Source organism: Sulfurospirillum halorespirans DSM 13726, assembly GCF_001723605.1.
In the GTDB taxonomy this organism is placed as follows: Bacteria; Campylobacterota; Campylobacteria; order Campylobacterales; family Sulfurospirillaceae; genus Sulfurospirillum; species Sulfurospirillum halorespirans.
On the sequence record NZ_CP017111.1, the window covers coordinates 158,457 to 177,001 of the forward strand.

The following is an 18,545-nucleotide window of genomic DNA, read 5'->3' on the forward strand; positions in this document are numbered from 1 at the left end:
AACGAAAGGAGTATCCAATGAAAATGTTAAAAATGAGTTTAGTTTCAATCCTGTTGGTGCTCGGTGTAACTACGAATTCTTATGCGTGGGGCGATAGAGAACAAGGTGTGTTGTTAGGTGCAGGTGCTGCTGTTTTATTGGGAGGCATTATTAATGCGGCTCAACAACCTACACGATACGTTGAAAGCCCCGTTGTCTATTATGAACCAAGACCAACAGTGGTTTACAGAGAGCCTGTTTATGTTCAAGAAAGAGTGATCTATGTTGATCCTCCACGTTACTATTATCCACCACGTCATCATCATGATCGCTACGATCGTTATGATCGTTACTACCGATAAGCACTCAAAGTTCAAATCAGAGGTAGCGCCACCCATCGCTACCTTTTTCTTAAAATCGCGATCCGCTTTCCATCTGTTTTAACAACGTCCAATCCACATTTTTTAGCTAAAACATCAAGCGTATAAGGCGTGTAAAATGTAATATGCGTGGGATCTCTTCGGTACCACCATGTTAAAAAAGAGGCTTCATCATTGGTGTGAAACAGTGTCATCAGTGCGATCACACCCTCTGGTTTAAGATGCTGACTTAAAAGGCTGAGCGTTGCCACGGGATCTTCTAAATGTTCAAAAACCTCGGTGGACGTGATGAAATCATAGGTTTGATTTTCAAAGCATTTGATCGGTTGATAAAACTTATCGTAATAATCAACGCTCACACCTCTTCGATGAAGAAGTTCCGCTAAAACAGGCGTTGGTCCAGATCCAAAGTCGAGCCCTTTTTCTTTACATGTAAGATCATTCCAAAAGAAATCCAAAAAATCCTCAAACATTTTCACATAGCCTTCATTCTCCAACGAGTTGTGATGGTTGTCGTAGAGGCTATTTTCTTTTTCTAATGAGAGCTGGAAGAAAGGATCAAGCATGATGCACTGGCAGTTTGGGCAGCGGTAAAATTGTTTATGAAGGTCTGGATCGTCAAACATTTTTGTATCAAAATCACAAATTTTACAGTTCATTTTTAAACTCTCTTTCATTTTTTTCAAAAACATTATTTAAGTAAATATTTTTTTACTATTTAAGCATTTTTATAAAAAATAGTTGATATTATATCGCTAAAATAAGATGAAAGCTAAAAAAAGATGCGCAAATTAGTAGGAGTTATCCTTGTCGTGTTAACGCTACTGCTTCCCTACTACTTCTCAAACACAAAATTTGAAGGCACTATCATTCGTTTGGGGATGAGTGGACCGTTTAGTGGAGGGCTCAATAGCGTTGGCAATCAATTTCTTTTAGGCGCTGAGATCTATCTGCAAAACCTCAATGACCATGGAGGTGTTTACGGTCGAAAAATAGAGATCGTTGCCAAAGATGACCGCTATGAGCCTAAAATTGCGATTGAAAATGTTCATGAATTGATTGAAAAAGAGAAGGTGTTTGCGCTTTTTGGCATTATTGGAACGCCAGTAACAGAAGAGGTTTTCCCTATTGCCATTGAAAAACGTATTCCTTTTGTGGGTGCTTATTCGGGTGCCGAATTTTTACGCAATCCTCCCAATCCTATTGTCCTCAATGCAAGGGCGGGTGATCTTGATGAGATCGAAAAATTGGTGCAGTATTATGCGGATGACTTGAAATACAAGCGTTTTGCCCTTTTTTATCAAAATGATAGCTTTGGAAGAGCAGGGCTTAAGGGTGTTAAAACCGCCCTCTCCAAACGTAACTTAGTACTTGTTGGCGAGGGAAGTTACAAACGCAATACGCTCTCTGTAGGAAATGCGCTGTATGAGATCGAACTGTGCAATCCTGAAGTGATTTTGATGATAGGCTCAACCAACCCTGTTGCAGAATTTATCAAGCGCGCACGCAAGAGTACAAAAATACGTCAAGAGGTACAATTTGGACTCTTCTCGTTTGTTGAACCCAAACCCTTGATCGACCTTTTGCACGGTCAGGGCAAAGGTATCACGTTTGCGCAAGTGGTACCTTCCCCGTGGACGTCTGAGGTGGAAGAGGTGGAAAATTACCGTGTGTTGATGCGCAAATATTATCCCAAAGAAGCATTGGGGCATGTCTCGTTGGAAGGTTATTTTGCTGCGCGTATGATCACGGAAGTGTTTAAAAGTTTAGGTCAAGATTTTACGAAAGAGGAATTTATCAAAGCGCTGGGAAGCTTTTCTAAAACACTCGATGAGACCGCTGTCTCTAAAAACAGGGATGAACGGTGTAAATGCTTGCACCGCGTGCATTTAAGCGAGTATGTCGATGATGACTTTTACTCGGTAGGAAAAAGTGATGAACAATAACCCTTTAAATGATTTTATGGGTAGCATCGATGAGATGACCATCGCGAAAAAAACGACGCTTCTTTTTCTCATCATGGTGGTCGGAATGCTTTTCATTGGGAGTTTTGCCCATATGAGCATTAACCGCATTAAAGACAATTTCGATATTTTGTATACCAAACGCATGCTCCCAACCATTCGTCTTGAAAACCTGAAAGACATTTATACGGTCAATATTTTAGACACGATTCGAGACATCGAAAAAGGTTCCATCAGTGCCCATGAAGGGCAAGTGGTGATCGCCCTTGCACAAGAACTGATTAAGATAGAGTTGCAAGAGTATAAAAACAGTTTAGGGATTGATGAGAGTGATTGGTTGATCAAATTAGCCCGTTCATGGGGATTGATGAATGCCACGAGCAAATCTTTTTTTAAAACCAATGAAGATGATATTTTAACCTCTAAGATAGAACAAAAGATTCACACCATTGATGGTATTTTGCTTAAGATGTTTAGCTATTTTGAAACCAAACAGGCGCTCAAAGCGATTGATACGCTCCAAAATGAGCTCTATCCCAGTGTTTACGCTATCAATATTGATCTAACAGGGCTGATTAACCTCAATTTGGATGGTGCGAAAGAGGGGTATGCGCGTACGACCAAAGTGTATGACAATACGTTTGAGTGGATCGTTGTAGCAACTCTGGGCACGATTGCTTTTGCCGCACTGTTGGCGATTGTGTTACTACAAAATATTCGCTTACTTCATGCCAGACTGGCAAAAATGGTCGATGCCAAAACCCAAGAGTTGCAACAACTCAACCGCAATCTTGAGCTTAAAGTACAGTATGAAGTGGAGCAGAGCCGCCAAAAAGATCAGATCATGTTTCGCCAATCACGGCTCGCTTCGATGGGGGAGATGATCGGCAATATTGCCCATCAATGGCGCCAGCCGCTCAATGCCATTGTGCTTATTATTCAAAGTTTTCAGATGAAACGCATGGCAGGATTAGCACTGAGTGATGAATTTATCGACAAACAGGTTAATGAAGGCATTCAGCTTGCTTCTTTGATGTCGCATACGATTGATGATTTTCGCAATTTCTTCAAACCCAACCACAGCGAAGAGGAATTTAGCGTTAAAGAGACCGTGTTGTATAGTCTGAAATTGGTGCAAGAGTATTATGCAAAATCGGGGATTAAGATCTTTTTAAATTGCAATCACGATGTGCAGATTTGTGGTTATCCCAATGAATTTTCTCAAGTGGTGATGAATCTTTTCTCCAATGCCAAAGATGCTCTTGAAGAGCGCGCTGTGGAAGAAAAGCTGATTGAAGTTGTAGTAACAAAAGAGGCGAGTAACGCGGTTGTTAGCGTGATTGATAATGGAGGTGGCATCAGCGATGAGGTGCAAGATAGAATGTTTGAGCCCTATTTTACGACCAAACACAAATCCTCAGGCACAGGAATAGGACTTTACATGTCAAAACAGATTATTGAAAAACAGATGCAAGGAAGTATGAGTGGCACGAATATCACGTATATTTTTCAAAACGGCAAACGCTATGAGAAGTGTGCCATTATTACAATTTTAGTACCACTTGAAAAAAAGGAGGAGAAATAAGATGGATTTTAATGGGTTAAAAGACTGCGTCGTATTATACGTCGAAGATGAAAAATCGGTTCAGATGCAGACACAGATGATTTTGAAAGATTTTGTCAAAGAGGTGTATCTTGCCTCAAACGGCGAAGAAGGGCTGAAAATTGCACTTGAAAAAGAGGTTGATATTATCGTGACCGATATTTTAATGCCGGGGATGAATGGCATCGAGATGCTTAAAAAACTCAAAAAAGAGTACAACCGCGACATTCCTGTCATCATTACAACCGCATTTACCGAGACGGAGTATCTTATGGAAGCGATTATGTTGAAGGTAGATGGGTTTATCATGAAGCCGATTAACGTCAAAGATTTGATTAGCAATATTTACACTGCGATGCTTCCGAAACTTCATAGCAAAGAGATTCAAGGGTGCTCGTTTATTATCGAAGGGCTTGCCGCGCTCATTGGTGGTAAAAAAATTGAAATTTTAAAATACATCATCAACCATTTGGATGAAAACAAGATATTTAATGGCTCCTACCAAGATATTATTGACAATATTGGTGTGAGTAAACCAACTGTGGTGCACATGTTTCAACAGCTCATTAAAGTTGGCATATTAGAGAAGGTGAAAAATAAAATGTATCGATTCCGCAATACCAAACTTATTGGAGATCAGTAAATGAAAAAAGTGATTTTTGTTCTATTTTTAGGGCTTTGGAGCGCACTTCTTGCGAAAGAGGTGGTGTTTGAAACAACGCAAGGAACCATTGTTTTTGCTCTTAAACCAGACGTTGCACCTAAAGCGTGCGAGAATTTTGAGGGATTGGTAAAAAAAGGGTACTACGATGGCATTAGCTTTCACCGTATTATCAAAAATTTTATGATTCAAGGTGGAGATCCCACAGAAACGGGGCGTGGTGGCGAGTCTTTGAATGGAGCGCCGTTTGAAGATGAGTTTAAACCCAACGTGACGTTTACCAAAGCAGGTATTTTAGCGATGGCAAATGCAGGTCGAAATACCAATGGAAGCCAGTTTTTTATCACCACGGTTCCAACTCCGCACCTCAATGGCAGACATACTATTTTTGGTGAAGTTGTGGAAGGAATGGATGTGGTTCGCAAGCTTGAAAATGTTGCGACCGATGGTAGAGATAAGCCCATGCAACCACAAAAAATTCTCAAAGCATATTTAAAATAATTTAAGGTAAAATAGACCCAATTTGAAACACTAGAGGAGAAAAATCATGAAAAAAATCGAAGCGATTATTAAACCTTTTAAACTTGAAGAGGTCAAAGATGCCCTTGCAGGTGTTGAGATCACAGGTATGACCGTGCATGAAGTCAAAGGCTATGGCAGACAACAAGGACACTCTGAACTTTACCGTGGTGCGGAGTATGTGGTTGATTTTTTACCAAAAATTAGACTTGACATCGTTGTAGCTGATGAAAATGTAGACAAAGTGATTGCAACCATCACAGAAGCCGCAAAGACCGGTAAAATAGGCGATGGTAAGATATTTGTGAGTAATATTGAGCGTGTTATCCGCATTCGTACCGGTGAAGAAAACGAAGACGCTATCTAGAAACTAACAAAAGGTGATTAAATTTTAATCACCTGTCATCCTCCCTTTTTTGTACAATCCTCCATTACATTTTAGTTCACACAAAGGTTACATGTAATGGATGTATCTTCAATTCAATATGTCATTGACACCTTCTTTCTTCTTTTTACGGCTGTCTTAATTCTTTTGATGGTTCCAGGTTTTGCCATGCTTGAAGCAGGGCTGGTTCGCAGTAAAAATGCCTCAGCCGTTTTGACAGGCAATGTAATGCTCTACGCGATTACGTCGTTTGTTTTTCTGTTGTGGGGTTATAACCTCATGTTTGGTGGGAACGGCTTTTTCTTAAACGGTGTCGCCGTTGAGGGTTACAGTGCGTATGCGTATTTTCTCTTTCAGATGGCATTTGTGAGTAAAACGGTTTCTATTATGAGTGGTGGTGTGAGTGAGCGTATTCGCATTGTTCCTTTTATGATTTTTGCCGTTCTTATGAGTGGATTTATCTACCCCATGGTCGGCAATGCCATTTGGGGCGGAGGCTTTCTCAAAGAGGTGCATGATCTTGCTGGCTGTACGGTGATTCACTCTGTCGGCGGATGGGCACTGTTGGCTGGTATTTTGGTCTTAGGTGCAAGGCGAGGGCGTTATGGTAAAGAGGGACAGGTGCGGGCGATTCCTGCGTCTAATATTCCTTTAGTGACGCTTGGTGCGATGCTCCTTTGGATTGGTTGGTTTGGCTTCAATGGCGGCAGTGCTTTTACGATTTCCAGTGTTGAAAAAGCAGACTTGGTTGGACTCATTATCGTCAATACCAACACTGCTGGGCTTGCAGGTGCGATTAGTGCTGCGTTTATTATCTATTTTCAGTATAAAAAACTGGACATTACGATGATACTCAATGGTGCATTGGGCGGACTTGTCGCTATTACCGCAAGTGCCGATGTCGTTGGACTTTGGGAGCCCATTATCATCGGTGCCATTGGTGGGATATTGGTCGTTTTTGCCGTTCCTCTTTTTGATAAATTCAAAATCGATGATCCTGTAGGTGCGCTTTCCGTTCACTTGGTCAATGGTATTTGGGGTACGCTTGCCGTGGCACTCTTTGCCGATTTTTCACTGCTTACACAACTCAAAGGCATTGCATTAACAGGACTGTTTACCTTCCCAATTTCCTATATTGCGTTTGTTCTGATTAAGAAAATGATTGGTCTGCGAAGTGACGAAGAACACGAATACGTGGGGCTTGATCTCGAAGAGTGTGGCTTGGAAGCGTATCCAGAATTTGCCAAATCCAAAGTCTGAAAATCTTTACATGTAAGGGATTAACCCTTACATGTAAACTCACCCCATTGGGTATAAAATCTCTTTTTGCACCTTCTCGCATTCGTTTAAAATCTCAGGGCTGAGTTTGAGTTCAAGCGCTTTGAAGCTCTCTTCCAGCTGTGTGGCATAGCGCGCGCCGATGATGGTGGAGGCGACAAAATCAAAGTGCATGCTCCACGCAATGGCGAGGGTGACAGGACTCATGCCATATTTTTTGGCAATGTCGAGGTATTTAGCGGTTGCGCCGAGTGATTTTTCATTGACGAAGCGTTTGTACATTGCTTTTTGTCTGGGCTCTCCCGCGTGAAGGTATTCGCCAAAACGGCTTTTGGGGTCGATGAACGCTTGATTGTATTTACCGCTCAAAACGCCTCCAGCCATCGGCGAGTAAGGAAGGAGTGAGACGTTTTCTTTACGGCAGATATTGGAGAGTTCATCCAAAAAGCGAGGATTGAGCAGTGAGAAATTGTTTTGGATCGACTCAAAGCGCGCGAGTTTTTCATACTGCGCAATCGTGTTGGACTTGGTGAGTCCATACGCTGAGTCATTGGATGTACCGAGGTAGCGTACTTTTCCGCTTTTGACCAGTTCATCGAGTGCGCGCATCGACTCTTCTTTGGGAACGAGCTCATCGGGCCAATGCACTTGGTAAAGGTCGATGTAGTCAGTTTTGAGACGTTTCAAACTTCCTTCTATGGCTCGTTGAATGTGAAAACGATCGATCGCAGTGAGTCCATGGCGAATCGGTGGAACAAACCAACCATTGGCTGCACCTGCCATTTTCGTTGCTAAAATAATGCTTTCACGTGGTTTCGTCGCAAGCCACTCAGAAATAATTTTCTCAGTCTCACCCGCATAGTCACCGCGAGGAGGAACGGGATAAAGCTCTGCAGTATCGAAAAAATTGATACCACGATCGTACGCAGTATCGAGGATTTTAAAGGATTCGGCTTTATCGCTCCAGCTACCAAAACTCATCGTTCCCATACAAATAGGGGTTACTCTTAGTCCGCTTTTCCCAATGTAACGATATTCCATAGGTATGCCTTAACATTTTTGATGGAAGTATAACATTTTGGGCTTGCTTTGATATAATTAAAACCAAAAAGGCATGCGTAATGACCCACACTCTGATTTCTCCTCTTGATATGCACCTGCATTTACGTGATGAAGCGATGCTCAAGGTGGTGGCACCTTTGAGTGCGCACAGCTTTGTGGGTGGTATGATTATGCCCAATGTTGTTCCTCCCATTACGACCATTGAAGCAGTCATTGCCTATAAAGAGCGCATTATGAGCGCCATTGGCAACAACGTATTTGAGCCTTTGATGACACTCTTTTTTCGTTCGGATTACACGCGTGAATTTTTAGAAAAAGCGGCGTTACATGTAAAAGCTTTGAAGCTCTATCCTTCGGGCATTACGACCAATTCTGAAGGTGGTGTGGCGAGCATGGACATCGAAGTTTTGCGCTCTGTGTTAGAAGCGATGAGTGATTTGGGACTCATTTTATGCGTGCACGGTGAGACCAATGGATTTGTGATGGATCGGGAAAAAGAGTTTGGCTCCATTTATGAAAGTCTAGCTTCGGCTTTTCCAAAACTGAAAATTGTGATGGAGCACATCACCACTAAAGAGAGTGTGGCGCTTTTAGACCGATATGAAAATCTTTATGCCACGATTACACTCCACCATCTTTTGATTACATTAGATGATGTCGCAGGTGGTATGCTTCAACCGCATCTATTCTGTAAACCGATTGCGAAGCGTTATGAAGACAGAGACGCGCTTTTACATGTAAGCCTTAAGGCTCATCCTAAAGTGATGTTTGGAAGTGATTCGGCGCCGCATCCGATTCATAAGAAAGAGTGCTGTGGCTGTGCGGCGGGTGTTTTCACAGCGCCCATCGCACTGCAGGCGTTGGTTGAACTCTTTGACAAACATAACGCCTTAGCAAACCTGCAAGCGTTTGTGAGTAACACTGCACAAACCATTTATGGCTACAAAGCCCCATATAAAGAGGTTGTTTTAGAAAAAACACCCTTTGTAGTAACACACAGTTATGGTGACGTTGTTCCTATGTTTGCAAACGAAACATTAGCTTGGAGTATCAAATATGTCGTATAAAATTCTTATTCTCGAAGACAACACATTGCTACTTCAAACACTCGAAGATTTTTTGAGCGGAAATGGGTATGAATGTACGTTGGTGAAAAGTGGCAAAGAAGCGTTGAAGCAGTGTTATGAACATAAATTTGATCTCTATCTTTTAGATGTCAAAGTGCCAGATATGAACGGATTTGACTTCTTAAAAGAGCTTCGCGCTGCGGGAGATCGCACGCCTGCTATTTTTGTGACATCACTGAATGACCAAGAGAGCCTTGCGAAAGGTTTTATATTGGGTGGGGATGACTACATCAAAAAGCCGTTTGATTTGGAAGAGGTATTGCTGCGCATTAAAGCGTTGCTAGCGCGCGCGAAAGGGATTGTGGATGATTGGCTAAGCATCGATGAAGCGTATAAACTCAATCTTGCGCGCAAACGTCTTTTTTGCAATAAAGAGGAACTTGATATTAACCTCAAAGATTTTGAACTGCTTTATTTATTGGTCAAAGAGCGCGGAAACGTAGTCACCAAAGAGATGATTCACGAGCGCCTTTGGAGCAGTAGTGAAGAGATTAATGAGGGCTCCATTCGCGTCTATATCAACAATCTTAAAAAGATTTTTGGTAAAGAGGTCATCGTTAATATTCGAGGAATTGGGTATCGCTTTGAGAAGTAGTGATCGAATCTTTTTTATTCGTTCTATCATCGCGTTTAGCTTTGCCATTTGTCTCCTTGTTTCCTTTGGCATCGCTTTATGGGGATACGCAGGCGAGGCTAAAAGCTGGGTGGTGTTCTCAATCTTCATGGCATCGCTTATTGGAGGCTATTTGATTGTCTCTTACACGCTCTCATCGTTGTTTAAAACCAACCGTTTTTTAGATATTTTGCTCAAAGACACACTTCATGAACTCAATATTCCTCTTTCTGTCATCAATGCCAATCTTCAGATGCTTCAAGCCGATGAGCAAGATGAAAAGAAGCTCAAACGTTTAGGGCGCATTGACTTGGCGAGCAAAGATCTGTATGCCCTTTACAAAGAGGTGGATTATTACATCAAAAAAGAGATTCAAGAAGACGTTCGCGAGAAGTTTTACCTTGATGAGCTCATTGTAAGCGTTGTTGAAAAACAAAAAGAGATGGCAGAAGGTGTTGCCATCATTCATACCGTTTTACATGTAGAGATTTTTGCCGATAAACACGGCTTTGCCAAAGTCATTTCAAATCTGGTACATAATGCGTTGAAATACAATAAAGATCATAATGCGATTCGTATTTTCCAAGAAAAAGAGAACCTTATCATTAAAGATCAAGGGTTAGGTATGAGTGAAGCGGAGCTCTTTTTGGCATTTGATCGCTACTATCAAGCTGATACAACCAAAGAGGGATATGGCATAGGATTGAGTCTTGTTAAAGCCTATTGCGATGAGTTTAAGATTACCATGCGGATCAATTCGCAAAAAAATGTGGGTACAGAAGTCGTCTTGGATATTTCACATCTTCTGAATAAAAAATGATATAATCAAGCCAAAATCATCAATCAACGGGACATTACGATGGAAAAAGAAGTTATCTCCTCCAGCGACAAAGAGAAATTTTTAGCTGCTTCTGCGCTTTTTTTGAAAGAGTTTGAGCTCTCTTTTACAGAATATTTTACCTGCTTGTGCGTGAATTACGATAAGGCTGTGAGTAAGGATGAGGCAAAAGAGATCGCCTTAACGATTTATCAAGGGCTTTTTAAGTGCGACTACGACATTGAAGAACTCAGAGAAGATCTTTTTGTCCGTATGAGACACGATGGTGTTATGATTGGTTTTTTGATCAATCGTACTCTCTTTTATTTGATTGAAAGCTATCTCTCGTTTGTGCGTAAACAAGAGATTGCTTCACAAGTGGAACTTTTGATCGGTTGTGTGAGTCATTTTATCAATGTTATTGAAAGTGAAGTGACACCTAAAGTGTGCAACGCCACAGCTGCTTTTGATGTCAGTTTTAGCAGTGATGTGATGTTTACCCCCACCAACAATATTATTGAAGCCTTTCATACGATGAGGGATGATAATCAAAGCGTTACCTTTCTTAACCTCTATAAAGGTGTTCCGATCAGCTCTGAAGCGAGTATTGTCGAGATTGAGGGTGAGCAAGTAACCTTTCGCATCGATAAACTGCAAGAAATTGCGATGAAACTGGATGGACAAGCGTTCATTGTCAAAAATAACTATTTTAATAAACACCTCAAAGCCGATATTATTTACAGTGATTTTCAGAACAATACGGTGGTGTTAAAAAACTTTATCTACCTTTTAAATATGCCTGCACTGCAACGTGAGTTTATTCGCGTTCATCCGGATATTATCGCCAATGTTTACCTGCATCAGTTTGGCAATATGCAAACGATAGGGCGTTTGTATGACCTCTCGATGAACGGTTTGGGTGTTGTGAGCAGTGAGAATAATGGTATTTTTGTAGGTGCAAAAGTCTTAGTTGCGTTTGAGCTCAACAGCGTTTCCACTTCTGTGAATGGTGATAAAAAGATCGAGGTTCAAGGGGAAGTCATTAATGTGATTGAGTATAAAGACTCTTACCGTTACTGTATGCGGATTGTTCCCAATCGTGAGATGAGTGAAAAGATACTGCATTATATTACCAAACGAGAGCATGAAATTTTAGAAGATCTCAATAACGAATTAAACGAATACAGGGTGTGATGGCACGTAAGCTTTGGTGCTTACATACCACCTTGTTTTTTCATTTTCATTTCGATTTTATGTCCGAGTACTGAGAGTAAAAATGTAATTGCAAAATAGACTGCTGCAATAATAAGCCATGTTTCAAAGGGTGAAAAGGTATTTGCAACGATCTCGCGACCTACTTTGGTTAGATCGGTGATAGAGATAACAGAGACGAGTGAAGAGTCCTTAACAAGCGCGATCATCTCTCCTACTAAAGTTGGAAGTGCTCGTTTGAGTGCTTGAGGCATAATAATATAAATCATCGTTTGTGTGTAGTTCATACCCAAAGATTTTGCAGCTTCGTATTGCCCTTTATCGATGGATTGAATCGCACCTCGTAAAACTTCAGCGATATAGGCTCCAAAGAAGAGTCCGAGTGATACGGCACCTGCTAGAAAGCGTTCAAGTTCAAAGATCGTAGCAATAATAAAATAGAAAATAAAAATTTGAACCAGAAGAGGCGTTCCTCTGATGACTGCAATGTAAACGGTTGCAATATCTTTTAAAAATTGGTAATTCGAGATACGCATAAAGGCAAGCAGTGCGCCTATTGAAAAGGCTAAAATCGCAGCAAGACCTGAAATCTCAAGTGTTACAATTAAGCCCTCCAGCAAAGGTCCCATTTGCATGGATGTTTTTTTAGCAAGAGTGTCATTTTCATAAACACTATCACCCTCTTTGACACTCAAAGAGTATCCTGAGTCAATGGTAATCTCTTTGCTATCATCACGTCCTTGAATAACCAGTGCAGATCCTCGCACTTGGATGATACCATCAAGCGGTGCTGTAATGGTCTGCGTTTTTTCATAGGCAAAGTATTGTGGCACGCTCGTCCACTTCCAAATGTAGTTCATGTTAGAAGCTGCCGTAAAGAGCAAGTAGCCAAATGCAACATAAAAAGCAACGGCCATAAAATGACCGAATGCTTTATTGTGCAAAAGATTTTGTTTTGTCTTTGCCACTGGTTACATTACCTTTTTTTGCCAAGCGGTATCTGCAAACCATCTGTCGTAGATTTTTTTGTATGTACCATCGTTTTTAGCTTGATTTAGGAAGTTGTTGAGCCAATTAAGAAAATCTGGATCACCTTTACGAATCGCAAAACCAAGAGGTTCATAGGTAAGTTCATCACTAAGGTGTGCTAATTTATCAGCACCTTTTTCAGCGAAGAAGATAGCATTGTACGGTTTGTCATAAACCATTCCGTCAGCATTGCCATTAAGTACTTCTTGTGCAGCATCTGCTTCTGTTTCAAAGGTTCTGATTTTTGCTTTTTTAAACATTTTACGTGTCGCGATTTCTCCGGTTACACCAATTTTTGTGACGATGGTGTATTCGGGTTTATCCAAATCGCTCCATTTTTTACCTGCATGTTTTTTGGAAGCAAGAATGGTTTGACCTACACTGATGTAAGGATCAGCAAAGTTGATTTTGAGGTTTCTCTCTTGAGTAATCGTCATACCAGACATAATGATGTCATATTTACCTGTCAAAAGTCCTGCAATAATGCCATCCCATGCAGTTGGAACCAATTGAAGTTTAACACCCATTGCTTTTGCCATTTCATTCGCCATATCAACATCAAAACCGATGATGTTTCCTTGTTTGTCTTTCATCTCAAATGGCATATAACCAGGCTCCAAGCCTACTGTTAAAACCCCTTTTTGCACGATGCTGTTGAGGGTTGATTTTTGCCATAGGTTGATGTCATCAGCCATAGCGTTAATGCCTAGCATTACAAGTAATGCAGCTAAAAGTTTTTTCATTGCTACTCCTTAAAGATTTGGTTTTTAGTGTGTTAATATCTCTTGTAAAAATTTCTGAGCACGTTCTGTTTTGGGGTTGGCAAAAAAAGCTTCAGGGGTTGCTTCTTCTATAATAACACCCTCGTCCATAAAGACGATGCGATCGCTGACTTCTTTGGCAAAACCCATTTCATGTGTCACACAAACGATCGTATAGTTCTCATGGGCAAGCTCGCGCATAACATCCAAAACACCACCGATCATCTCGGGATCAAGCGCACTGGTTGGTTCATCAAAGAGGATAATTTTAGGCTTCATTGCAAGCGTTCTCGCAATGGCAACACGCTGTTTTTGACCACCACTGAGCTCATTAGGATAGCCTTCTGCTTTATGCACCAGTCCAACACGCTCCAATAATTTAAGCGCTGCTTCGTTGGCATCGTGTTTGCTCATCCCTTTCACTTTACGTTGAGCGATGGTGATATTCTCCAGAATTGTTAAATGGGGAAAAAGGTTAAAATGCTGAAAGACCATTCCTGTCTCAGCACGGACTTGATTGATATTGGTTTTTTTACTGTAAAGATTGTAGTCATCGATGACAATTTCACCACTATCAATCTCTTCAAGTTTATTCATACAGCGAATCAACGTTGATTTGCCACTGCCACTAGGGCCGCAAATGACAACGATTTCACCTTCGGTAACGGAAAAATTAATATTTTTAAGCACATGAAACGCGTCATAATATTTATTGACATTTTCCATGCGCACGATCGCTTGACTCATTCAAACCTTTCATTCATTAAATGGCATTGAGCATAATTGTAGCAGTAGAATATAAAAGTAAGATAAAGGAGTTTTTACATGTTGAAAAAGGTCAAAATTGTTAATTACAAGAGGGTACATTACCACTATCGCTGGCAAAAGAACTCAAAAAATGATATAAATTGGTAAGATCTTTTTCAGTAGTCATTAAAGGGGCATTAGGACAGAGAGCTTTAATTGCAAGAGAGAGTTGGTTATTGTCATAAAAGGTTTTCCATTCACTAACCGTATGTTTCTTCCCCATGACTTCTCCATTAAAACCACAAACAGGTTTTAAATACTGTGCATAAAATATTTTTCCTTTTACGGTACTTGCATAAAGAGATGTTGAAAGCAGGCATGTACCAAAAAATATGGCACAGATGATCTTTTTCATATCAATCCTTTAAAGGCTATTTTTGTAATTTTGAGACGTAGTTTGCAATTTCGTTTAAGTCTTCCATATTCATATTTTTGACTTGTTTGGACATAACTAACGTGGTACTGTGGGTTTTAAACTCACTCTCTTTATAAAATTTTAGACTTTCCATTAGCTCTACCGCACTCTGTCCTGCAATAATACCACTTTTGCCAAAGGCTTTATTTCGACCATCCGCTCCATGACAGCCTGCGCATTGTTTAAAAAGCGATTCACCATTATTTTGGGCATATAAAAAAGAAGAGAGAAGGAGAATTGTGAGAAGGGAATTTTTAATGTTTCGTGCCATAACTAAAAGCCTCCAATATTAAATAAGAATAAAAATATTTTACTAAACTTGATTATATCATGTTATTGTTAGGGAGATAAATAAAATTTTTTTTTCGCAAAACTTTAATTTGCATGGGCTGTATTTTCACACATCATTTGATACAATTCAACTTTTATCAAATGTGAGAGGTAAAATGTGATAAGCAATAAATTCAAAGAATTGGGTGCAGATTTTTTACTTTTAATGGTGGCTGTGGCATGGGGAAGTACCTTTTTTGTGGTACAAGCGGCGGTCAATGAGACACCTGTGTACACTTTTTTATTTTGGCGCTTTTTCTTAGCCGGTCTTTTGATGGCACTCATTTCGTTTAAACACCTGCATTTGATCAACAAAGAGGTTTTAAAAGCGGGAATACTTTTGGGTCTTTTCATGTTTTTAGGCTACGCGTTTCAAACTTTTGCACTGACCTACACGTACTCTTCAACGGTTGGCTTTATCACGGGACTGAGTGTGATTGTGGTTCCATTTGCTTCGTATCTTATTTTTAAACATAAAGCTTCGGTTTTCTCCTCTTTAGGGGCGATTGTGGCAGCCATTGGGCTCTATTTTTTAACGCTTAACAGTGAGATCGGACTCTCGTTAGGCGAACTGTATGCCTTCATCTGTGCGATGATGTTTGCACTGCATATCGTCTTTACGGGGCATCTTTCTCGAAAACACAATGTCTATCTTTTGGTGACCATTCAGTTTTTAACCGTGGGCGTCTGCTCTTTGCTGGGTGGGATTGTTTTGGAAGGCTCTATTGTTCCGCCTCAAATGGATCTGCTTTTTATCAATGCTATTGCGATTACAGTCATTTTTGCGACGATTTTTGCCTTTTGGGTGCAAACGGCGATGCAACGTTTTACAACCGCGGCTAAAACAGCGATCATCTTTACGATGGAACCTGTGAGTGCGGGAATTTTTGGCTACTATTTTGCAAACGAGCTTCTAAGTTTTTCTCAAATGTGTGGTGCGGGGATGATTTTGTGCGGCATGGTGATTGCGGAATTAGGCTCATATTTTATCGAGCAGTACCGAAGACGAAAGAGTAGACTTTAATTAGCATTCAAACACTACGTTAACACTGGGTTCTCTTCAGAAGAGAGCCCACGCACCTTTGGTGCTTTGAGCGCATGAAAAATAAGTTTTGCATGCGTTCTAATCTTTCGTCAGTCTGCTGTATAAAAGTTGTAGGAAAAAGAGCGTGGTTGCGACAAGAATGATGGATGCACCGCCACTAAGGTTGAAGCGATACGAGAGGTAAAGCCCGAGTGTGCAAAAAAGTGCTGAAAGAAGCGAAGATACGACCATCATGCCACCTACGGAATTGGTGAATTTTTCGGCAATATACGGTGGAATGGTCAGCAGTGCAATCACCAAGATAAGCCCCACTGCACGGATGATAATCACAACACCAAGGGCTATGATCAAGACCAATGCAAAATAGAGCAGTGTGACATTAATGCCTCGAAGTTTGGCAAATTGCGCGTCAAAACTCATGGCTAAGAGTTGTTTGTAAAAGATAATGGCAAAGGCTAAAACCAACACCAACACCGTACCCATGCTGTAAAGATCTTCGGGAGTTACTGATAAAATCGCACCAAAAAGATAACTCATCAAATCCACATTGTACCCAGGTGTAAGGTCGGTCATGATGATACCCAGCGCCATACCAAATGCCCATAAAACACCAATAAGTGCATCAAGACGTGCGTTGTTTTGGTGCGTTATGTAGGCGATGATTGCCCCTAAAAAAAGTGAAAACAGCGATGCTCCAAGCATGGGAGCAATACCAAAATAAAGCGCCAACCCAACTCCACCGTACGAGCCATGTGCAATGCCCCCTGCGATAAACACCATGCGATTGATAACGGTGAGTGTTCCAATGACACCACAAATAATGCTGACCAACAAAGACGCCCAAAGGGCATTTTGCATAAAATCAAAACTTAAAATATCCATCATGCGAGCTCTTTGGGGAAATGATTGCAACGAGTTGCGCTGATCAGCTCAACGGGGCAAACATGTTCGTTTTGATTTTCAAAGACTTTGAAATTTTGAGTTTTTGGCACATCGTGGACGAAGAGCGTTTTGTTGACATGGACGACTTTTGTGGCGTAATTAAGTGCGACATTGATGTCGTGGCTAATGATGACGATGCCGACCGTTTCGTTGAGCGATTTGAGCAGTTTAAACATATCGATTTGTCCTGCGGTGTCGATGCTTGCGGTTGGTTCATCCAAAAACATAATTTTGGCTTCACACGCAAGGGCGCGGGCGATGAAAACACGTTGGCGTTGTCCGCCTGAGAGCGTGTTGATCTTTTGGTTTTCAAACCCTTTCATGCCCACTCGCTCTAACATGCCGAGCGCAATCGCGCGATCTTCTTTTGAGTACGTTGCAAAGGCTTTGGATTTGGAGAGTCTGCCCATCAAAACAACGTCCATCACTTTAATGGGAAAGTCTTTATTGGCGATGGTATCTTGGGGAACATAAGCAATTTCATGGCTTACATGTAAAGGGTTTTCACCAAAAAGAAGCACTTCGCCGCGTTCAGGTTCCAGCAATCCTATCATCATCTTTAAGAGGGTGCTTTTACCGCCACCGTTGGGACCAATGATGGCTAAAAATTCGCTCGTGTTGTACTGGAGGTTGATGTCCTCCAGCACGCACGCGCCATCATAACTAAAATAGAGGTGATTGATTTGAATATCATTTTGCATAAAGCGATTATATCATTTTAGTTCTGATTGAAACGTTTTGGCAATGCTCAAAAGATTTTCACTCCACGCATAAGCTAAAGGATCGATGGGTACAACTTTGCCATTAATTTGCTTGGCAATACTGATGGCACTTTTTTGAGAAAACTGAGGCGCAACAAAAATCACTTTAGCATTTTCTTCTTTGGCTTCTTTGATGATGGTCGCTAACTCACTTGGTTTTGGCTCTTTCCCACTCACTTCAATCGCAATTTGCTCTAAGTCATAGCGCTTAGCAAAGTAGCCATACGAAGGGTGAAAGACGATAAATTTACGGCTTTTAATGTCGCTAAGGGTTTTTTGAATAGACGCATCTAACGCATCGATTGAGACGATAAATGCTTCGTAATTTTTGGTAAATTCACTTGCGTGTGCTGGATAAAGTGTGACCAGTGCATCGTAAATATTTTTAGCTTGCGTTTTGACTAAAATGGGGTCAAGCCAAACGTGTGGATCGAGAGATTCATCTTCATGGTCGTGGTCGTGATGCGCCTCTTTTTTAGGATCTGCTTTTTCATCTTCATGATGGTGTTCCACCATCGCTATTTTTTCAATGCCTTTTACTGTATCGACCATCACCATTTTGGGATTAGTGCTTTGAAATTTAGGAAGCCACGCTTTTTCAAATCCATCACCGATGCTAAAGTAGGCATCAGAACTGGCAAGCTCTTTCATTTGCGCAGGCTTTGGCTCATAGGTGTGTTGGTTCGCCCCTGGCGCTACCATAACGTTTACATGTAAAAAATTTTTCGCGATTTGTTCCACAAAATATTTTTGAGGCAAAATGCTGACCGTAACGGTCTGAGCGGCACTTAAGAGTGAACCAAAGAGAAGTGTGACGAGAAGAAGAATGTATTTCATGATGTTTCCTTTGCGACT

22 protein-coding genes are annotated in these 18,545 nt (G+C 41.0%); 12 read left to right on the forward strand and 10 right to left on the reverse strand.

Going from position 1 to position 18,545, the window contains the following annotated elements:
* Positions 1 to 32: 32 nt before the first annotated feature.
* Entirely contained in the window at positions 33 to 341 is a 309-nt protein-coding gene (locus SHALO_RS00785) for a hypothetical protein (RefSeq protein ID WP_238585264.1), read from the forward strand.
* Between the two features lie 38 nt (positions 342 to 379).
* Here the strand turns inward: SHALO_RS00785 and SHALO_RS00790 are convergent, their stop codons facing one another.
* On the reverse strand, positions 380 to 1,018 hold the full coding sequence (locus SHALO_RS00790) for a class I SAM-dependent methyltransferase (protein ID WP_069476947.1): 639 nt from the start codon (positions 1,016 to 1,018) through the stop codon (positions 380 to 382).
* A 123-nt stretch (positions 1,019 to 1,141) separates the two neighbouring features.
* On the opposite strand from SHALO_RS00790, the gene SHALO_RS00795 reads away from it, so the two are divergent.
* The 6 genes from SHALO_RS00795 to SHALO_RS00820 all read left to right on the forward strand — a co-directional run bounded on the left by SHALO_RS00795 (position 1,142) and on the right by SHALO_RS00820 (position 6,751).
* Positions 1,142 to 2,305, forward strand: coding sequence for an ABC transporter substrate-binding protein (locus SHALO_RS00795; RefSeq protein WP_069476948.1), 1,164 nt, complete (start codon positions 1,142 to 1,144; stop codon positions 2,303 to 2,305).
* Entirely contained in the window at positions 2,295 to 3,908 is a 1,614-nt protein-coding gene (locus SHALO_RS00800) for a sensor histidine kinase (RefSeq protein ID WP_069476949.1), read from the forward strand. The genes SHALO_RS00795 and SHALO_RS00800 overlap by 11 nt, the downstream gene beginning before the upstream one ends.
* A gap of 1 nt (position 3,909) precedes the next feature.
* A complete protein-coding gene (locus tag SHALO_RS00805; protein WP_069476950.1) occupies positions 3,910 to 4,569 on the forward strand; it encodes a response regulator in 660 nt (219 codons plus the stop codon).
* Positions 4,570 to 5,088: a peptidylprolyl isomerase gene (locus SHALO_RS00810; protein ID WP_069476951.1), complete on the forward strand. Its 519-nt coding sequence runs from the start codon at positions 4,570 to 4,572 to the stop codon at positions 5,086 to 5,088. It begins immediately after the preceding gene.
* 46 nt (positions 5,089 to 5,134) lie between these two features.
* Positions 5,135 to 5,473 (forward strand): P-II family nitrogen regulator, encoded by a 339-nt coding sequence (locus SHALO_RS00815; protein ID WP_069476952.1) that lies wholly within the window; start codon positions 5,135 to 5,137, stop codon positions 5,471 to 5,473.
* Between the two features lie 96 nt (positions 5,474 to 5,569).
* Positions 5,570 to 6,751, forward strand: a complete 1,182-nt coding sequence (locus SHALO_RS00820) for an ammonium transporter family protein (protein WP_069476953.1) — start codon at positions 5,570 to 5,572, stop codon at positions 6,749 to 6,751.
* Between the two features lie 39 nt (positions 6,752 to 6,790).
* On the opposite strand, the gene SHALO_RS00825 is transcribed toward SHALO_RS00820, so the two are convergent.
* Complete coding sequence (locus SHALO_RS00825) at positions 6,791 to 7,810, reverse strand: aldo/keto reductase (RefSeq protein WP_069476954.1); 1,020 nt, start codon at positions 7,808 to 7,810, stop codon at positions 6,791 to 6,793.
* An 80-nt stretch (positions 7,811 to 7,890) separates the two neighbouring features.
* On the opposite strand from SHALO_RS00825, the gene pyrC reads away from it, so the two are divergent.
* Genes pyrC through SHALO_RS00845 form a run of 4 tightly spaced genes read left to right on the forward strand, consistent with a single transcriptional unit; the run spans position 7,891 to position 11,582 of the window.
* Positions 7,891 to 8,898, forward strand: coding sequence for a dihydroorotase (gene pyrC / locus SHALO_RS00830; RefSeq protein WP_069476955.1), 1,008 nt, complete (start codon positions 7,891 to 7,893; stop codon positions 8,896 to 8,898).
* Complete coding sequence (locus SHALO_RS00835) at positions 8,888 to 9,553, forward strand: response regulator transcription factor (protein WP_069476956.1); 666 nt, start codon at positions 8,888 to 8,890, stop codon at positions 9,551 to 9,553. The genes pyrC and SHALO_RS00835 overlap by 11 nt, the downstream gene beginning before the upstream one ends.
* Positions 9,531 to 10,391, forward strand: coding sequence for a sensor histidine kinase (locus SHALO_RS00840; RefSeq protein WP_238585265.1), 861 nt, complete (start codon positions 9,531 to 9,533; stop codon positions 10,389 to 10,391). Before SHALO_RS00835 ends, SHALO_RS00840 begins: the two co-directional genes overlap by 23 nt.
* Before the next feature lie 39 nt (positions 10,392 to 10,430).
* A complete protein-coding gene (locus SHALO_RS00845; protein ID WP_069476958.1) occupies positions 10,431 to 11,582 on the forward strand; it encodes a PilZ domain-containing protein in 1,152 nt (383 codons plus the stop codon).
* 20 nt (positions 11,583 to 11,602) lie between these two features.
* Here SHALO_RS00845 and SHALO_RS00850 read toward each other — a convergent pair whose 3' ends face one another.
* From SHALO_RS00850 to SHALO_RS00870, 5 genes are all read right to left on the reverse strand, one after another.
* A complete protein-coding gene (locus tag SHALO_RS00850; RefSeq protein WP_069476959.1) occupies positions 11,603 to 12,568 on the reverse strand; it encodes an amino acid ABC transporter permease in 966 nt (321 codons plus the stop codon).
* Positions 12,569 to 12,571: 3 nt separating this feature from the next.
* Complete coding sequence (locus tag SHALO_RS00855; RefSeq protein ID WP_025343385.1) at positions 12,572 to 13,372, reverse strand: transporter substrate-binding domain-containing protein; 801 nt, start codon at positions 13,370 to 13,372, stop codon at positions 12,572 to 12,574.
* Between the two features lie 24 nt (positions 13,373 to 13,396).
* Complete coding sequence (locus tag SHALO_RS00860) at positions 13,397 to 14,137, reverse strand: amino acid ABC transporter ATP-binding protein (protein WP_069476960.1); 741 nt, start codon at positions 14,135 to 14,137, stop codon at positions 13,397 to 13,399.
* Between the two features lie 100 nt (positions 14,138 to 14,237).
* Positions 14,238 to 14,552, reverse strand: a complete 315-nt coding sequence (locus SHALO_RS00865; RefSeq protein WP_069476961.1) for a hypothetical protein — start codon at positions 14,550 to 14,552, stop codon at positions 14,238 to 14,240.
* A 16-nt stretch (positions 14,553 to 14,568) separates the two neighbouring features.
* Positions 14,569 to 14,883 carry a c-type cytochrome gene (locus tag SHALO_RS00870; RefSeq protein ID WP_084010634.1) on the reverse strand — a complete coding sequence of 105 codons (315 nt, stop codon included), beginning with the start codon at positions 14,881 to 14,883 and terminating at the stop codon, positions 14,569 to 14,571.
* Between the two features lie 177 nt (positions 14,884 to 15,060).
* Here SHALO_RS00870 and SHALO_RS00875 point away from each other — a divergent pair, with 177 nt between their 5' ends.
* A complete protein-coding gene (locus SHALO_RS00875) occupies positions 15,061 to 15,966 on the forward strand; it encodes a DMT family transporter (protein WP_069476962.1) in 906 nt (301 codons plus the stop codon).
* A gap of 99 nt (positions 15,967 to 16,065) precedes the next feature.
* On the opposite strand, the gene SHALO_RS00880 is transcribed toward SHALO_RS00875, so the two are convergent.
* From SHALO_RS00880 to SHALO_RS00890, 3 genes are read right to left on the reverse strand one after another with little or no spacing between them, the layout of a single operon-like run.
* Positions 16,066 to 16,872 carry a metal ABC transporter permease gene (locus SHALO_RS00880; protein ID WP_069476963.1) on the reverse strand — a complete coding sequence of 269 codons (807 nt, stop codon included), beginning with the start codon at positions 16,870 to 16,872 and terminating at the stop codon, positions 16,066 to 16,068.
* Entirely contained in the window at positions 16,869 to 17,630 is a 762-nt protein-coding gene (locus SHALO_RS00885) for a metal ABC transporter ATP-binding protein (protein WP_069476964.1), read from the reverse strand. Before SHALO_RS00885 ends, SHALO_RS00880 begins: the two co-directional genes overlap by 4 nt.
* Positions 17,631 to 17,642: 12 nt before the next feature.
* A complete protein-coding gene (locus SHALO_RS00890) occupies positions 17,643 to 18,527 on the reverse strand; it encodes a metal ABC transporter solute-binding protein, Zn/Mn family (protein WP_069476965.1) in 885 nt (294 codons plus the stop codon).
* Positions 18,528 to 18,545: the final 18 nt, after the last annotated feature.

Coding starts and splice junctions, on each gene's coding strand:
- SHALO_RS00865 (WP_069476961.1), bottom strand. CDS start 14,552: ATGAAAAAGATCATCTGTGCCATATTTTTTGGTACATGCCTGCTTTCA.
- SHALO_RS00885 (WP_069476964.1), bottom strand. CDS start 17,630: ATGCAAAATGATATTCAAATCAATCACCTCTATTTTAGTTATGATGGC.
- SHALO_RS00860 (WP_069476960.1), bottom strand. CDS start 14,137: ATGAGTCAAGCGATCGTGCGCATGGAAAATGTCAATAAATATTATGAC.
- SHALO_RS00835 (WP_069476956.1), top strand. CDS start 8,888: ATGTCGTATAAAATTCTTATTCTCGAAGACAACACATTGCTACTTCAA.
- SHALO_RS00820 (WP_069476953.1), top strand. CDS start 5,570: ATGGATGTATCTTCAATTCAATATGTCATTGACACCTTCTTTCTTCTT.
- SHALO_RS00790 (WP_069476947.1), bottom strand. CDS start 1,018: ATGAACTGTAAAATTTGTGATTTTGATACAAAAATGTTTGACGATCCA.
- SHALO_RS00845 (WP_069476958.1), top strand. CDS start 10,431: ATGGAAAAAGAAGTTATCTCCTCCAGCGACAAAGAGAAATTTTTAGCT.
- SHALO_RS00825 (WP_069476954.1), bottom strand. CDS start 7,810: ATGGAATATCGTTACATTGGGAAAAGCGGACTAAGAGTAACCCCTATT.
- SHALO_RS00805 (WP_069476950.1), top strand. CDS start 3,910: ATGGATTTTAATGGGTTAAAAGACTGCGTCGTATTATACGTCGAAGAT.
- SHALO_RS00795 (WP_069476948.1), top strand. CDS start 1,142: ATGCGCAAATTAGTAGGAGTTATCCTTGTCGTGTTAACGCTACTGCTT.
- SHALO_RS00810 (WP_069476951.1), top strand. CDS start 4,570: ATGAAAAAAGTGATTTTTGTTCTATTTTTAGGGCTTTGGAGCGCACTT.
- SHALO_RS00855 (WP_025343385.1), bottom strand. CDS start 13,372: ATGAAAAAACTTTTAGCTGCATTACTTGTAATGCTAGGCATTAACGCT.
- SHALO_RS00800 (WP_069476949.1), top strand. CDS start 2,295: ATGAACAATAACCCTTTAAATGATTTTATGGGTAGCATCGATGAGATG.
- SHALO_RS00880 (WP_069476963.1), bottom strand. CDS start 16,872: ATGATGGATATTTTAAGTTTTGATTTTATGCAAAATGCCCTTTGGGCG.
- SHALO_RS00785 (WP_238585264.1), top strand. CDS start 33: ATGAGTTTAGTTTCAATCCTGTTGGTGCTCGGTGTAACTACGAATTCT.
- SHALO_RS00870 (WP_084010634.1), bottom strand. CDS start 14,883: ATGGCACGAAACATTAAAAATTCCCTTCTCACAATTCTCCTTCTCTCT.
- SHALO_RS00815 (WP_069476952.1), top strand. CDS start 5,135: ATGAAAAAAATCGAAGCGATTATTAAACCTTTTAAACTTGAAGAGGTC.
- SHALO_RS00890 (WP_069476965.1), bottom strand. CDS start 18,527: ATGAAATACATTCTTCTTCTCGTCACACTTCTCTTTGGTTCACTCTTA.
- pyrC (WP_069476955.1), top strand. CDS start 7,891: ATGACCCACACTCTGATTTCTCCTCTTGATATGCACCTGCATTTACGT.